12 protein-coding genes are annotated in these 14,256 nt (G+C 74.5%); 8 read left to right on the top strand and 4 right to left on the bottom strand.

Annotated features, from left to right (window positions below; all coding sequences use genetic code 11):
• The first annotated feature begins 23 nt into the window (after window positions 1–23).
• Window positions 24–1,799, top strand: coding sequence for an acetyl/propionyl/methylcrotonyl-CoA carboxylase subunit alpha (locus JOF36_RS08225; RefSeq protein ID WP_210025866.1), 1,776 nt, complete (start codon window positions 24–26; stop codon window positions 1,797–1,799).
• A 372-nt stretch (window positions 1,800–2,171) separates the two neighbouring features.
• Window positions 2,172–2,666 carry a P-loop NTPase family protein gene (locus JOF36_RS08220; RefSeq protein ID WP_210025865.1) on the top strand — a complete coding sequence of 165 codons (495 nt, stop codon included), beginning with the start codon at window positions 2,172–2,174 and terminating at the stop codon, window positions 2,664–2,666.
• Between the two features lie 109 nt (window positions 2,667–2,775).
• On the opposite strand, the gene JOF36_RS08215 is transcribed toward JOF36_RS08220, so the two are convergent.
• Window positions 2,776–4,302, bottom strand: coding sequence for a carboxylesterase/lipase family protein (locus JOF36_RS08215; RefSeq protein ID WP_210025863.1), 1,527 nt, complete (start codon window positions 4,300–4,302; stop codon window positions 2,776–2,778).
• A gap of 140 nt (window positions 4,303–4,442) precedes the next feature.
• Here JOF36_RS08215 and JOF36_RS08210 point away from each other — a divergent pair, with 140 nt between their 5' ends.
• Window positions 4,443–5,021: a TetR/AcrR family transcriptional regulator gene (locus JOF36_RS08210; RefSeq protein WP_210025860.1), complete on the top strand. Its 579-nt coding sequence runs from the start codon at window positions 4,443–4,445 to the stop codon at window positions 5,019–5,021.
• A gap of 43 nt (window positions 5,022–5,064) precedes the next feature.
• On the opposite strand, the gene JOF36_RS08205 is transcribed toward JOF36_RS08210, so the two are convergent.
• The gene (locus tag JOF36_RS08205; protein ID WP_210025859.1) at window positions 5,065–6,468 is read right to left on the bottom strand and encodes an NAD(P)H-quinone dehydrogenase; all 1,404 of its coding nucleotides are present in this window, start codon (window positions 6,466–6,468) and stop codon (window positions 5,065–5,067) included.
• A gap of 145 nt (window positions 6,469–6,613) precedes the next feature.
• On the opposite strand from JOF36_RS08205, the gene JOF36_RS08200 reads away from it, so the two are divergent.
• Window positions 6,614–7,072, top strand: a complete 459-nt coding sequence (locus JOF36_RS08200; RefSeq protein WP_210025857.1) for a gamma-glutamylcyclotransferase family protein — start codon at window positions 6,614–6,616, stop codon at window positions 7,070–7,072.
• Between the two features lie 5 nt (window positions 7,073–7,077).
• On the opposite strand, the gene JOF36_RS08195 is transcribed toward JOF36_RS08200, so the two are convergent.
• Complete coding sequence (locus tag JOF36_RS08195) at window positions 7,078–8,322, bottom strand: amidohydrolase (protein WP_210025855.1); 1,245 nt, start codon at window positions 8,320–8,322, stop codon at window positions 7,078–7,080.
• Window positions 8,323–8,748: 426 nt separating this feature from the next.
• Between JOF36_RS08195 and JOF36_RS08190 the strand changes: the two genes are divergently transcribed.
• From JOF36_RS08190 to JOF36_RS08175, 4 genes are read left to right on the top strand one after another with little or no spacing between them, the layout of a single operon-like run.
• Entirely contained in the window at window positions 8,749–10,470 is a 1,722-nt protein-coding gene (locus JOF36_RS08190) for a serine/threonine-protein kinase (RefSeq protein ID WP_210025853.1), read from the top strand.
• A 40-nt stretch (window positions 10,471–10,510) separates the two neighbouring features.
• Window positions 10,511–11,305 (top strand): purine-nucleoside phosphorylase, encoded by a 795-nt coding sequence (locus JOF36_RS08185; RefSeq protein ID WP_210025851.1) that lies wholly within the window; start codon window positions 10,511–10,513, stop codon window positions 11,303–11,305.
• The gene (locus JOF36_RS08180; protein WP_210025849.1) at window positions 11,305–12,981 is read left to right on the top strand and encodes a phospho-sugar mutase; all 1,677 of its coding nucleotides are present in this window, start codon (window positions 11,305–11,307) and stop codon (window positions 12,979–12,981) included. The genes JOF36_RS08185 and JOF36_RS08180 overlap by 1 nt, the downstream gene beginning before the upstream one ends.
• Complete coding sequence (locus tag JOF36_RS08175) at window positions 12,978–13,436, top strand: flavodoxin family protein (RefSeq protein WP_210025847.1); 459 nt, start codon at window positions 12,978–12,980, stop codon at window positions 13,434–13,436. Before JOF36_RS08180 ends, JOF36_RS08175 begins: the two co-directional genes overlap by 4 nt.
• On the opposite strand, the gene JOF36_RS08170 is transcribed toward JOF36_RS08175, so the two are convergent.
• Window positions 13,420–14,250 (bottom strand): GDSL-type esterase/lipase family protein, encoded by an 831-nt coding sequence (locus JOF36_RS08170; RefSeq protein ID WP_210025845.1) that lies wholly within the window; start codon window positions 14,248–14,250, stop codon window positions 13,420–13,422. The genes JOF36_RS08175 and JOF36_RS08170 overlap by 17 nt on opposite strands.
• Window positions 14,251–14,256 lie beyond the last annotated feature (6 nt).

Here is a 14,256-nt window from a genome sequence, read left to right as displayed (position 1 = left end):
CTCGCGACCGGAGGAGTTCGACCGTGCCCGCACTGCGCAAAGTGCTCGTCGCCAACCGGGGAGAAATCGCCGTCCGGGTGATTCGAGCAGCCAGGGACGCGGGCCTCGCCAGTGTCGCCGTCTACGCCGACCCCGACCGGGACGCCATGTTCGTCCGGCTCGCCGACGAGGCGTTCGCACTGGGTGGCTCGTCAGCCGCCGAGTCCTACCTCGACATCGAGAAGGTCATCGGCGCCGCGAAGCAGGCCGGAGCGGATGCGATCCACCCCGGCTACGGCTTCCTGTCCGAGAACGCCGACTTCGCCCAGGCGGTGATCGACGCCGGCATCACCTGGATCGGCCCGTCGCCGCAGTCGATCCGCGACCTCGGTGACAAGGTCACCGCGCGGCACATCGCCACCCGGGCCGGCGCGCCGCTGGTGCCCGGCACCAACGACCCGGTGGCCAACGCCGACGAGGTGCTCGCCTTCGCCGACGAGCACGGCCTGCCGGTGGCGATCAAGGCCGCGTTCGGTGGTGGCGGGCGCGGCATGAAGGTCGCCCGCGAGCGCTCCGAGGTCGCCGAGCTCTACGACTCCGCCGTCCGCGAGGCCACCTCGGCGTTCGGCCGCGGCGAGTGCTTCGTCGAGCGCTACCTGGACCGGCCCCGCCACGTCGAGACGCAGGTGCTGGCCGACCAGCACGGCAACGTCGTCGTCGTCGGAACCCGGGACTGCTCGCTGCAGCGCCGGTTCCAGAAGCTCGTCGAGGAGGCCCCCGCGCCGTTCCTCACCGAGGAGCAGACCACGACCCTCTACGACGCCTCCAAGGCGATCTGCAAGGAGGCCGGCTACTACGGCGCGGGCACCGTCGAGTTCCTCGTCGGCGAGGACGGGATGATCACCTTCCTGGAGGTGAACACCCGGCTGCAGGTCGAGCACCCCGTCTCCGAGGAGACGACCGGCATCGACCTGGTCCGCCAGATGTTCCGGATCGCCGAGGGCAAGGAACTGGAGATCGCCGACGACCCGGCGCCGCGCGGGCACGCGATCGAGTTCCGGATCAACGGCGAGGACGCCGGGCGCAACTTCCTCCCGGCCCCGGGCACCGTCGAGCGGATCCGGTACCCGGCAGGCCCGGGTGTCCGCCTCGACGCGGGCGTCGAGGACGGTTCGGTCATCGGCGGCCAGTTCGACTCGCTGCTGGCGAAGCTGATCGTCACCGGCGCGGACCGGAAGCAGGCCGTCGAGCGGGCCCGCCGGGCACTCGCCGAGTTCACGGTCGACGGCATGGCCACCGTGCTGGAGTTCCACCGCCTCGTCGTGGAGGACCCGGCGTTCGCCGCCGAGTCGGGCGAGGACTTCGCCGTGCACACCCGGTGGATCGAGACCGAGTGGAACAACACCGTCCCGCCGTTCGAGGGTGGTGCAGGCGCGGACGAGGAGTCCGGCGAGCGGCAGACCGTCGTCGTCGAGGTCGGTGGACGACGGCTGGAGGTCTCGCTGCCGGGTGACCTCGCCCTGGGCGGGGGTGGCGGCGCCGCCACCGGCCAGAAGGCCGCTCCGCGCAAGCGGTCCGGCAAGGGCGGTGGCACGAAGGTCTCCGGCGACGCCGTGACCGCGCCGATGCAGGGCACCATCATCAAGGTCGCGGTGTCCGACGGCGACACCGTCTCGGCCGGGGACCTGATCCTCGTCCTGGAGGCGATGAAGATGGAGAACCCGGTCACCGCGGCCAAGGACGGCACCGTCACCGGGCTCTCCGCCGAGCAGGGCGCCTCGATCTCCCAGGGCACCGTGATCTGCGAGATCAAGGACTGAGCCGCGGCGGTCGAGCGGCGAAGCAGCAGCACTGAGAGCGGCGAAGCGACGGCGCTGAGCCGGACGGACTGCACGACTGCGGCCGGGTGGACGAACGAGCCACCCGGCCGCCGTCGTGTCCGCAGACGTTCCGCGGGACACGGCGTTGACCTGGGACCGGCACCCGATCTAGCGTTCCCGCCATCGCGCACGCCGGACGGCGCCCGCGGCACAGCACGGCGAACGACAACTGCACAGAGCCGACCCGTGTGCCCGCTCCACGGGGCCCGGAACGCCGCCACGCGGAGTACCGCGCCGCGGATCCGCTCACCACGCAGGCCCAGCCGCGTCGTGAGCCGTCCTCAGCTCGACCGAGACGTCACAGGATCCGTCATGCCCCTCAAGCACAGCGCGTCGCTGCACGTGACGACGCACGTCCATACCGACGGCCCGATCCCGGGCCCGCACTCGCTGCTCACCCTGACCTCGACCGCGTACGGCGCGGGTGGGGTCCCGATCAGCACCTTCACGGCCAACCTCAGGGAACTTCCCGGTGCCACCCTGCACCCGACGGCGCTCGAGACCTGGCGCCACCGGGCCGAGGACTGGCTCCAGACCCGGCGGGCCGCACGCCCGGCGGGGCAGGTCGTGACCGCCTACGCGACCTGGGTGGAGAACCTGGGCGGACGGCCGGTGTTCGTGACCGACCCGCAGGGCCCGGAGGCCCTGTTCTGCTACTGGTACCTGCAGCGGTTCGCGGGCCGGTGGCCGTTCGCGGGAACCGTTTCCGCCTCCGGTCATCAGCAGTGGTGGTCGCCACCGCCGTGCCCGCTCAGCGGGTGCCGGACGACCGGTGGCCGCCACGAGATCCCCGTACCGGCGGCCTGAGAACCGCACAGCATCACCGCACCGCACCGCACAGACGCACACCCCCGTCCGCTCCGGCTCGCGACCGGCGCGGGCGGGGGTGTCGTCGTGTCCGGGTCACGTACGCCGGTCAGCCGACGCTCTTCCAGAAGTCGTACCGGTGGTCCTCCACGAACTCCGTCCGCTGCCAGGTTCCCGAGGTCAGGGACTGCACGTACGGCTCGTGTCCGTCGTCGCGGAAGGCCGGCCAGTCCGTCTCACCCGAGTCGGCGAACCGCACCCACGCCTCGATCATCCGGTCGGCAAGCCGGTCCTGCGCGGGCGTGCGGGCCTCGAACAGCTCCAGGTCGAACAGGTAGGCCAGCTCCGACATGTGCTGGGCACCCACCGGGAAGCTCGGCTCGGGGAAGCCCTCGTACCAGGGCGTGTCGACCTCGGCGAACTCGTACATCCGGGTCGGTGTCCATCGCGCCAGCAGCTCGGCGGTCTCCAGCGTCGGTGCCGACCACGCCGAGTCCGTCCCGGCCGCGGCCAGGGCCTCTCCCGCCGACGGGTACGCACTCAGCGGGTACCGCTCCAGCACGGCGTCGGCCCGGGCGCCGAACCGCTCGCGGACGGCCGGCTCGTACTCCTCGGGCCGCAGGGGCTGCCCGGTCGCGAGTTCCTCGCCGAGGACCATGCCGCGTTCCTCCCCGTGGTTGACCCCGATCAGCACCGGGACCCGGTTGAACCTCCCGGTACGCAGTGCCTCCTCGGGTGCCACCGGCAGCAGCCGGGTACCGCTCACCGGCCGGGGCTCGGCGCTCGTCCCGTACGCCGCCATCAGCTCGGCCGCGGACCTGCCGCGTAGACACGCCGCGGTGTCCTCGTCGCAGCCCGTCGCCTCGATCACGCGTGCGCTCTCGGCCCGTGCCTCCTGCGGGGTGCGTGAGCTCCCCGTCGCGCAGGGCGCACTCTGCACGATGGCGCGGTCGAACAGGCCCGCGGAGCCGGGAGAGGCCAGGTGACCGCACACGGCGTACCCACCGCCGGACTCCCCCATGACCGTCACGTTCCGGGCGTCACCGCCGAACGCGGCGGCGTTGGCGCGGACCCAGCGCAGCGCCGCCTGCTGGTCCTCCAGGCCGAGGCCGCCCGACTCCCCCAGGGCGGGATCGGCCAGGAAGCCCATGACGCCCAGCCGGTAGTTCATCGAGACCACGACCGCACCGCCGGCGGCCATCCGGTCGGGCCCGTACAGGTCGCCGGTGCCGTACATCAGGCTGCCGCCGTGGATCCAGACGATCACCGGGAGGTCCCCCCGGGCGTCGACCGGCGCGGTGACGTTCAGGTGGAGGCAGTCCTCGTTCTCGCTCGGCACCCCGATCGGGTAGCCGACCGGCTGCGCGCAGGCCGGTCCCGGGGAGGTCGCCTCGCGCACGCCCGGCCAGGGTGCGGCGGGTCGTGGCGGTCTCCAGCGCCGTTCACCCACCGGCGCGGCGGCGTACGGGATGCCCTGGAAGCTGCGCACGCCGTTCTCCACGGTGCCGCGCACGTCGCCCAGGGTTGTGCCCACCACGTCGCCGCGCGCCGTGCCGACCACATCGCCGTGTGTCGTGCCGCCGGCCTCGGCCGGCGCGGACGTCATCGCGGCCGCGCCGAGACCCGCTGCAGCCATCAGGGCCGCTGTCGCCAGGGAAACGCTCCGAAGGATTCGCATGTCGGGGACGGTAGAGGCGATTTGGGCGATCGCGCAATGCGATTGCCTGAGGCGACCGCTCTAGGCGATCGCGCCAACCCGGAGGTACGCTGCGACGCATGGGCAACCGCGAAGATCTGCTCACCGGCGCCAGGGAATGCCTGCGGGAGAAGGGCTACGACCGCACCAGCGTGCGGGACATCGCCACCGCGGCAGGCGTCAGCATGGCCGCCATCGGCTACCACTACGGATCGCGGGAAGCGCTGCTCAACCAGGCGCTCTTCGCCCTCCTCGACGAGGGCGGCTCCAGCACGGGACGCGCGCTGGTCACCGAGGACGGCGACTCCGCGGCGCAGGGCTACACCCGGTGGTGGGAGAGCCTTCTCGAAGGCTTCCGCGACCAGCCGCACCTGTGGCTGGCGTCCGTGGAGCTGTTCATGCAGGCGCAGCGGCGGCCCGAACTGCGCGGGCCCCTGGCGGAGGGCATCGCCCACGGACGCCGCGGGAACGCCGGAATCCTGGAGGGCATACCGGAGGACGAGGTCTCCGACCCCTCCGCGCGCACGCTCGGGATGATCCAGTCGGCGCTGATGTCGGGTGTGCTGGTCCAGTGCCTCAGCGACCCGGAGAACGCTCCCACCGCGGCCGAGGTACTCGACGGCCTGCGCGCCCTGGTGAAGATCCTGGACGCCCCGTGACGACCCGGGAGGCGGGCCGGCGCGGGACGTCCCGGCCTCACAGTCAGTCCAGGTCGGAGTGCTGCATCAGCTGGCGCCCGGCCTCGGTGATCGACCCGGAGAGCGACGGGTAGACCGAGAAGGTGTGTGCCAGGTCGTCCACGCTCAGCCCGTTCTGGACGGCCATCGCGATCGGCAGGATGAGCTCGCTGGCGACCGGTGCCACCACCACACCGCCGATGACCGAGCCGGACGCCGGGCGGCAGAACAGCTTCACGAACCCGCGCCGCAGCCCGCGCATCTTCGCCCGCGGGTTCGTCGAGAGCGGGAGCATGACCGTCCGCGCGGGGACCTCGCCGGAGTCGATCGCCTGCTGGCTGATCCCGACGGTCGCGATCTCCGGCCGGGTGAAGACGTTCGCCGCGACGGTGCGCAGCCGGATCGGCGCCACGCCCTCGCCGAGCGCGTGCCACATCGCGATCCGGCCCTGCATCGCCGCGACCGAGGCGAGCATCAGCACGCCGGTGCAGTCACCCGCGGCGTAGACCCCCGGCTCGGAGGTCCGCGAGACCTTGTCGACCGGGACGAACCCGCCCCGGTCGGTCTCGATGCCGATCTTCTCCAGGCCCAGGTCACCGGTGTTCGGTACGGACCCGACGGTCATCAGCGCGTGCGACCCGGACACGGTGCGGCCGTCGGCCAGCGTCACCAGGACACCGTCGCCGGTGTTCTCGACCTTGTCGGCGCGGGCGTTCGGCAGGATCTCCACCCCGCGTTCGGCGAAGACCTCCTCCAGCACGGCGGCCGCGTCGGCGTCCTCGTGCGGCAGCACCCGGTCCCGGCTGGACACCAGGGTCACCCGGCAGCCCAGCTCGACGTAGGCGGAGCAGAACTCGGCGCCGGTCACCCCCGACCCGACGACGACCAGGTGCTCGGGCAGCTCGTCGAGGTCGTAGAGCTGGCGCCAGTCCAGGACGCGGTCACCGTCCGGCCGGGCGAAGTCCAGCACCCGCGGGGTCGCGCCGGTGGCGACCAGCACGACGTCGGCGACGATGTCCTCGACGGTGCCGTCGGCGTGCGTGACCGTGATCTCGTGCGCCGCACGGGACGCGGCCGGGCCGGCGAACTGGGCGGTGCCGGGGACGATCCGGACGCCCTCGTTCTCCAGGCGGGCACGCACGTCTGCCGACTGGGCCAGCGCGAGGGACCGGACACGCTGGTTGACCGTGGGCAGGTCGACGGCCGTGTTGCCGCGGTCGACGAGGACCCCCAGGTCCTCGGCCCGGTGCAGGTCGACGCGGACGCCCGCGGAGGAGATGAAGGTCTTCGACGGGACGCAGTCGTAGACGACACAGGCGCCGCCCATCCCGTCCCGCTCGACGACGGTCACCTCGCTGCCGTGCTGGGCCGCGACGAGCGCGGCCTCGTACCCGGCCGGTCCGCCGCCCATGATGAGGATGCGGGTCACGGGAAGGTTCCCCCTGAGGAAGTCGGTGGTGGGTGGCCGGTGAGCGGCCTCGCCCACCGACGTCGACGGCGCTCACAGTACGCGTGTCCGATTCTTTCGACCGGGCGGGTCGAAGCGCCGAACCGGCGGCCATTACGCTGCTCACGTGCCGCTGTATGCCGCGTACGGGTCGAACATGGACCCCGAGCAGATGAAGGAGCGCGCCCCGCACTCGCCGATGGCCGGGACCGGGTGGCTCCAGGGCTGGCGGCTGACGTTCGGCGGCGAGGACTACACCTGGGAGGGCGCGCTCTCCACCGTGGTGGAGGATCCGGGCTCGCAGGTCTTCGTGGTGCTCTACGACGTCCCCGAACACGATGAGAAGGTGCTCGACCGCTGGGAAGGCGGCGAGCTCGGGATGCACAAGAAGCTGCGCCTGCGGGTCGCCACGCTGGACGGCAGCGTGCTCGCCTTCGTCTACGTGCTGAACGCCTACGAGGGCGGTGAGCCGTCGGCCCGCTACCTCGGGGTGCTCGCCGACGCCGCCGAGACCGCCGGCGCGCCCGTCGACTACGTCAACGAGCTGCGCAGCAGGCCGAGCCGCAAGTCCTCCCCCGGGGGCTGACCCGCTCAGGCGTCCTGCGCCAGCGCGGCCAGGGCCGCGTGCACCAGCACCCGGGATCCGAACGGCAGTGCCCGCTCGTCCAGGTCGAACGTCGGCTGGTGGAGATCGCGATGCGGGCCGCTGCCCGGCCAGACGCCCAGCCGGGCCATCGCCCCCGGCGCGTGCTCCAGGTACCAGGCGAAGTCCTCACCGCCGGAGGACTGCTCGGTGCTCGCGTCGGCCGCCTCGCCGCCGACGGTCGTCGCGGCGTCGCGCAGCAGGCCGGTGGAGGCGTCCTCGTTGACCACCGGCGGGACGCCGCGGACGTGGTCGAGCACGTACCCGACGCCGGTCGGGGCCAGCACCGACGCGACCAGCGCGCGCAGCTTCTCCTCGAGCTCGGTCCAGGTCGCGTGGTCGGCCGTGCGCAGCGTGCCGCGCACCAGCCCGGACTGCGGGATGGCGTTGGCCGCGTCGCCGGCGTGCACCGCACCCCAGGTCAGGACGGTGCCCGAACGCGGGTCGACGTGCCGGGTCAGCAGCAGCGGGACCTGGGTGGTGATCAGGCCGAGCGCCTGGACCAGGTCCGCGGTCAGGTGCGGGCGGGACGTGTGCCCGCCCGGCGAGGTCAGCCGGACCTCGATCAGGTCGCAGGCCGACGTGATCGGCCCGACGCGGGTGCCCAGACGACCGACCTCGAGACGCGGGTCGCAGTGCAGCGCGAAGATCCGCTGCACGCCCTCCATCACGCCCTGCTCGATGACGTCGAGCGCCCCGCCCGGCTGCACCTCCTCGGCCGGCTGGAACACCAGCCGGACCCGGCCGGGCAGCGAGGGCGCCGAGTTCAGCGCCAGCGCCGCGCCGAGCAGCATCGCCGTGTGCGCGTCGTGCCCGCAGGCGTGCATCACGCCGGGCACCGCGGAGGCGAACCCCAGGCCGGTCTGCTCCTGCAGGGGCAGGGCGTCCATGTCGGCGCGCAACGCCACCAGCGGCTCGCCGTGGCCGATGTCGCACACCACACCGGTGCCGCCGGCCAGCGTGCGCGGCTCGAGACCGGCCCGCAGCAGCGTCTCCGACACCCGGGCCGTCGTGAGGTACTCGCGGCGGGCCAGCTCCGGCTGAGCGTGGATCGCGCGGCGCCAGCTGACGATCTCGCCCTTGTGCGCCTGCATCCACGATTCCAGCCAGGCCGGGCCCGTGCCGGCACCGAGGTCGTCGACGGAGAGATCGATGATCTCGGGGAGCTCGGTGCGGGTCTGCAGCGCAGTCACCTTGTCCTCCTCATCCGGAAAACGCCGGGCCCCCGTGCGGCGGTCGACTGCCGTTGCGCAGCCGTTCCGAAGGGCCCGTACCCCAAGAATGGTCCTCACCCGTCCGGCGGTGTTCCAGTCGAAATCGTCGGTTCGCGGATCGGGGCGGCGAGGGGTCGGCAGGGTGCTGCCAGCGGGTTCGCCGGATCTGACGAGCGGGCGGGCGGGAGCGCGACGAACGGACGTCCTCGCCGTTCACCGGTGGTTCGGAGTTCCGGTCGCGTCCTCGTCGTCACCGCACCGTGACGCAGCGGCCCCGTCGGCGCGGCCGGTGCCGTCCGGCGTGCCGCACGAACCACCGGCGTGACGCACCGTGACCGGCCGGAACGCGGTGTGACAGGTGGTGTCCAGGCAGGCCGGTCCGGACGCGATGGGACAATCGCGGGCGTGTCCGTTCCCGAAGGCGAGGTCCAGCGCCGCCAGATAGCCGGGCGGTACCGCGTCGACGGCCCGCTCGGCAGCGGCGCGATGGGCACCGTGTGGTCCGGTTTCGACGACGTCCTGCAGCGCCGGGTCGCGCTCAAGGAGCTGAAGATCCAGGACGGGATCCCGGACGGCGAGCGGATGGAGCTCCGCGAGCGGATCATGCGCGAGGCGCGCGCCCTGGCCGGGCTGTCGCACCCGAACGTCGTCACCGTGTTCGACGTCCTCGACTCCGGCGGCAACGAGCCGCTGGTGGTCATGGAGCTGGTGCCGTCGAAGAACCTGGCCGCGGCCATCTCCGAGCTCGGCAGGCTGGACGCGTCGCAGGCCGGTGTCGTCGGCTACGGCACGGCGGCGGCGCTGCGCGCCGCGCACCGGGCGGGGATCACCCACCGCGACGTGAAGCCCGGCAACGTCCTGATCTCCAACGACGGCCGGATCAAGCTCACCGACTTCGGCATCGCCCGCAACGAGTCCGACGCGCCGATGACCTCGGCCGGGCTGGTGCTCGGCTCGCCCGCCTACATCGCGCCCGAGGTCGCCGCCGGCCAGCCGGTGACGCCCGCCGCGGACCTGTGGGGGCTGGGCGCCACGCTGTTCGCCGCCGTCGCGGGCCGCCCGCCGTACGACGTCGACGGCGACCCGGTCAAGACGATCACCGAGGTCGTCGACGGCCCGGTGCCCACTCCCCCGGTGAGCGGCCCGCTCGCCGAGGTGATCAGCGGCCTGATGGTGAAGGAGCCCTCCGGCCGGATGCCGCTGGACGAGGTCCGCACCCGGCTGCGCCCGCTGCTCGTGGACCCCGACGACCCGATCTTTCCCGGATCCCCGGACGTCCCGACCATCATGGCCCGGGTCCCCGCGCCGACCGCGCCCTCCGGCCCGCAGCCCGCACAGCGCCCGCAGGCCTCGCAGCGGATGCCGGCCGCGCAGAGCAGCGGCGGCTCCCCGGCGCGCGGCGGGGCGCCGCTCGCGGCCGAGCCGGGCGCGATCCCGGCGGGGCCCGGCGCCGCAGCGCCGCCGGAACCACCCCGGGCCGCACCGCCACGCCCCGCGGCCGCCCGGCCGCAACCGGCCCGCGCCGAGGCGCGCGCCGCGACCGGTACCGGTGGCCTCACCGGGGTGCTCGGCGGGGTCCCGCTGGTGCTCGGCGGGGCGCTGCTCGTGCTGCTGGGCGCGCTGGCCGGGTTCACCGGCGTCCGTGTGCTGTCCGGGCAGGAGGCGCTGAGCACCGTCACGGTCGCGACCGAACGCACCCCGCGGATTGCGCACCCGGACCCGCTCGGGTTCTCGGTCGCCGTCCCGCAGGACTGGACGCAGTACCGCTCCCCCGCCCAGGACGGCTCGGCGGTGGTCCGGTTCATCAGTCCGGACGGCAGGCAGGAGCTGTCGGTGCGGGCGGCGGCGTCCGTCCCCGCGGTGACCGAGGCGCTGACCCCGGACGCGCTGGGCGTCGACACCGTCGCCGCCGAGCCCGTCCAGCCGCGGCCGGACGGCAGCAGCCAGGTCGAGCTGACCACGACGAGCGGCCCGCAGGAACGCCGCACGCTCATGCGGATCGTCCCCGGCCGGGGGCCGGACGGCGTGTGGGTGCTGCAGCTGACCTCACCGGCCGGGCAGTCCGAGAGCGCCGCCGACGGGCTGTTCGAGGCGGTCGCGTCGGGGTTCCGGAGCACCGCGAGCTGAGCCTGCGGGCCGCGCCGGATCCGCCACTAGGCTGATCGGCATGTCCGCCCCTCCGACGCTCGCCGAGGACTCCGCCGCCGAGCTCGCCCGCCGCACCGGTGCCGGCACCCACGACGTCGCGCTGGTGCTCGGCTCGGGCTGGCGTCCCGCCGCCGACGTGCTCGGCCCGGCGGACGCCGAGATCCCGATGTCCGAGCTGCCGGGGTTCGTCCCGCCGTCCGCCGTCGGGCACGGCGGCACCGTCCGCTCGCTGAGCATCGACGGGAAGCGGGTGCTGGTGCTGCTCGGCCGCGTCCACCTCTACGAGGGCCACGGCGTCGAGCCGGTCGTGCACGGGGTCCGGGCGGCGGCCGCCGCCGGGGTGCGCACGATCGTCCTCACCAACGCCGCGGGCGGGATCACCGAGGGGCTGTCGATCGGGCAGCCGGTGCTGATCTCCGACCACCTCAACCTGCTGGCCCGTTCGCCGCTGGAGGGCGCGAACTTCGTCGACCTCACCGACGCCTACTCCCCGCGGCTGCGGGCGCTGGCCCGCGAGCTGGACCCGTCGCTGGTCGAGGGGGTCTACGCCGGCCTGCCCGGTCCGCACTTCGAGACGCCGGCCGAGATCCGGATGCTGCGCGGGTTCGGCGCCGACCTGGTCGGCATGTCGACGGTCATGGAGACCATCGCCGCGCGCGCCGAGGGCCTCGAGGTCGCCGGGGTCTCGCTGGTCACCAACCTGGCGGCCGGGCTGTCCGGGCAGCCGCTGGACCACCGGGAGGTCCTCGAGGCGGGCCGGGCGGCGGCGAGCCGGACGGGCGAGCTGCTGCGCGACCTGATCGCCCGGGTCTGATGGTCCTGTCGCCGGAGCTGCGTGACGCGGCGATGCGGTGGATCGCCGACGACCCCGACCCGGCTACCCGCAGCGAGCTGCAGCGCGTCCTGGCGACGGCGATGGCGGGCGGTGCAGACGGGGGTGCAGCGCAGGCGGCGGCCGACCTCTCCGACCGGATGTCCGGGCCGTTGCGGTTCGGCACCGCCGGCCTGCGCGGCCGGGTGCGGGCGGGCCCGGCCGGGATGAACGTGGCCGTGGTGACCCGGGCGACCGCAGGCCTGGCCGCCTGGCTCCACGCACAGGGGGCGGGCACCGGGACCGTCGTGGTGGGGCGAGACGCGCGGCACGGCTCGGCCGCGTTCGCCGAGACCACGGCGCGGGTGCTCACCGGGGCCGGGTTCGGCGTCGCCCTGCTCGACGGCCCGGTGCCGACGCCGCTGGTCGCGTTCGCCGTCCGGCACCTGGGCGCGGTCGCCGGGATCGCGGTGACCGCATCGCACAACCCGCCCGCCGACAACGGCTACAAGGTCTACCTCGGCGACGGGGCGGCGCGGGACGGAGCAGGGGGCGCGCAGATCGTCCCGCCGGACGACGCCGGCATCGAGGCCGCGATCACCGCCGCCCCGGCCGCGGTGTCGGTCCCGCTCGGGGCGCCGCCCGACCCGGTGGACGTCACCGAGGCCTACCTGGACCGGATCGCGACCCTGCCCCGCTCGCTGCGCGGTCCGGCGCCGCGGGTGGCGCTGACGCCGATGCACGGCGTCGGCGGGGCCCTGGCCACGGCGGCGCTGGCGCGGACCGGTGTGCACGACGTCCACGTCGTGGCGTCCCAGGCCCGGCCCGACCCGGACTTCCCGACCGTCGCGTTCCCGAACCCGGAGGAGCCCGGCGCAACCGACTCGCTCCTCGAGCTGGCCGCGTCGTGCGGGGCGGACGTGGCGATCGCGCTGGACCCGGACGCCGACCGGTGCGCGATCGGCGTCCCGGCCGCGGACGGGTCCTGGCGGATGCTCTCCGGCGACGAGACCGGCGTCCTGCTGGGGCACTACGTGCTGGTGAACGGTGCTCACGGCGCCGACCGCGGCGACGACGCACCGGCGCTGGTCGCCACCACGGTCGTGTCGTCGTCGATGCTGGGCCGGGTCGCCGACGGCCTCGGCGCCCGGTTCGCCGAGACGCTGACCGGCTTCAAGTGGATCGTGCGGGCCGGTGCCGGGCTCGTCTTCGGGTACGAGGAGGCGATCGGGCTCTGCGTCGACCCGGACGGGGTGCTCGACAAGGACGGGATCTCCGCCGCCGTCGTCGCCGCGGACCTGGTGCGTGGGCTGGCGGCGGCCGGGTCGTCGGTGCCGCAGCGGCTCGACGAGCTGGCCGCGGAGTTCGGGGTGCACCTGACCGAGCCGATCTCGCTGAGGCTGGACCCGGCCGCCCGGGACGCCGCGGTGCGGCGGCTGCGCGACGCTCCGCCGGCGGGCTGGTCGACCGACCGCCCGGCGCCGGACGTGCTGCGGCTGCGCCGCGAGGGTGTCCGCGTGGTGATCCGGCCGTCCGGGACCGAACCGAAGCTCAAGGCGTACCTGGAGGTCGTCGAGCCGCCCACCGGCGACGTCGCGCTGGTGCCCGCGTCCCGGGAGCGGGCGGGAGAGCGGCTCGCCGCGCTGCGGTCCGAGGTGGACGGGATGCTGGGTACGTGACGAGGCTGCTGATCGTGCACCACACGCCGTCCCCGGCGACGGCCGAGCTGCTCGACGAGGTGCGGGCCGGCGCGGCCGACCCGGAGATCACCGGGGTGGAGACCGTGGCCCGGGCCGCGCTCGCCGCGACCGCGTCGGACCTGCTCGCGGCCGACGCGGTCGTGCTCGGCACCCCGGCCAACATCGGCTACATGTCCGGGGCGCTCAAGCACTTCTTCGACCAGGTCTACTACGTCTGCGGCGACGACACCCGCGGCCTGCCGTACGGGCTGTGGGTGCACGGCGGCTCGGACACCTCGGGTGCGACCCGTGCGGTCACCTCGATCGCCGAGGGCATGGGCTGGGCGGCGGCCGCGGCCCCGGTCGAGGTCACCGGCAGCCCGGACCAGCGGGCCCGCGCGGCCTGCCGGGAGCTGGGCGCCGTCCTGGCGGCCACCGTCATGCCGGAGGGCTGACCCGCCGCCCGCCGTCGGAGCCGGGCACGCGCACCGTGGCCTCGATCCGCTCGGCCCACATCGTGGCGATCGTCCGGTAGGCGCCCGGCCCGGCGTGCAGGCCGTCGGCGGTGCGCCCGGCCGGGAACAGGTTCCCGACGTCGACGAACTCGACCGAGCGCCCGGCCGCGCGGTGCTTCGCCGCCACCCCGGGCAGCGCCCGCGCCAGCTCCGCCCGCGCCCCGCGCTGCTTCGGCAGCGGTGCCCACACCCCGGCCATGATCACGTGGGTCCCCGGGGCCGCGGCGAAGATCCGGTGCAGCATCCGGTCGAGGGTCGTCGCGGTGGTCCGCCCGGACGCCCCGGCCAGCAGGTCGTTCGTGCCGGCGTGCAGCAGGACGACGTCGGGCTCGGCGGCCAGCACCCAGCCACCGGCCAGCGGGAGCATCCGCGCGGCGGTCCAGCCCGAGCGTCCCTCGTGGTCGGCGTCGGGCAGCGCGTCCGGACCGGACGAGCGGGAGCCGACGAAGTCGACCCGCAGGCCCTGGGCCCTCAGGTCCTGCCACAGCGGCAGCCGGTACCCGGCCGTGGCGGGACTGCCGACCCCGACCGTCGAGGAGGCGCCGAGCGGCAGTACCCGCAGCGTCCCGGGATCGGAGACCGCCGGGACCTCGGACTCCTCGGGCCGGTCCGCCGACGGGAGCACGGCGACGGCGCCGAGGACCAGCGCGGCGAGGACCCCGGGCAACAGGCGGTGCCACCGGGGCCGGCGCCGGGCCGGGCCGGCCGGCGGACCGCCGGTGGGCGGCCCGGCCGGCGGCGGGGCGACGGGCACCGGAGG

The sequence above is a fragment of the Pseudonocardia parietis genome, assembly GCF_017876315.1.
Taxonomy (GTDB): Bacteria; Actinomycetota; Actinomycetes; order Mycobacteriales; family Pseudonocardiaceae; genus Pseudonocardia; species Pseudonocardia parietis.
The sequence above is the reverse complement of the archived record's forward strand: the minus strand, read 5'-3'. Positions and strand labels throughout refer to the sequence as shown.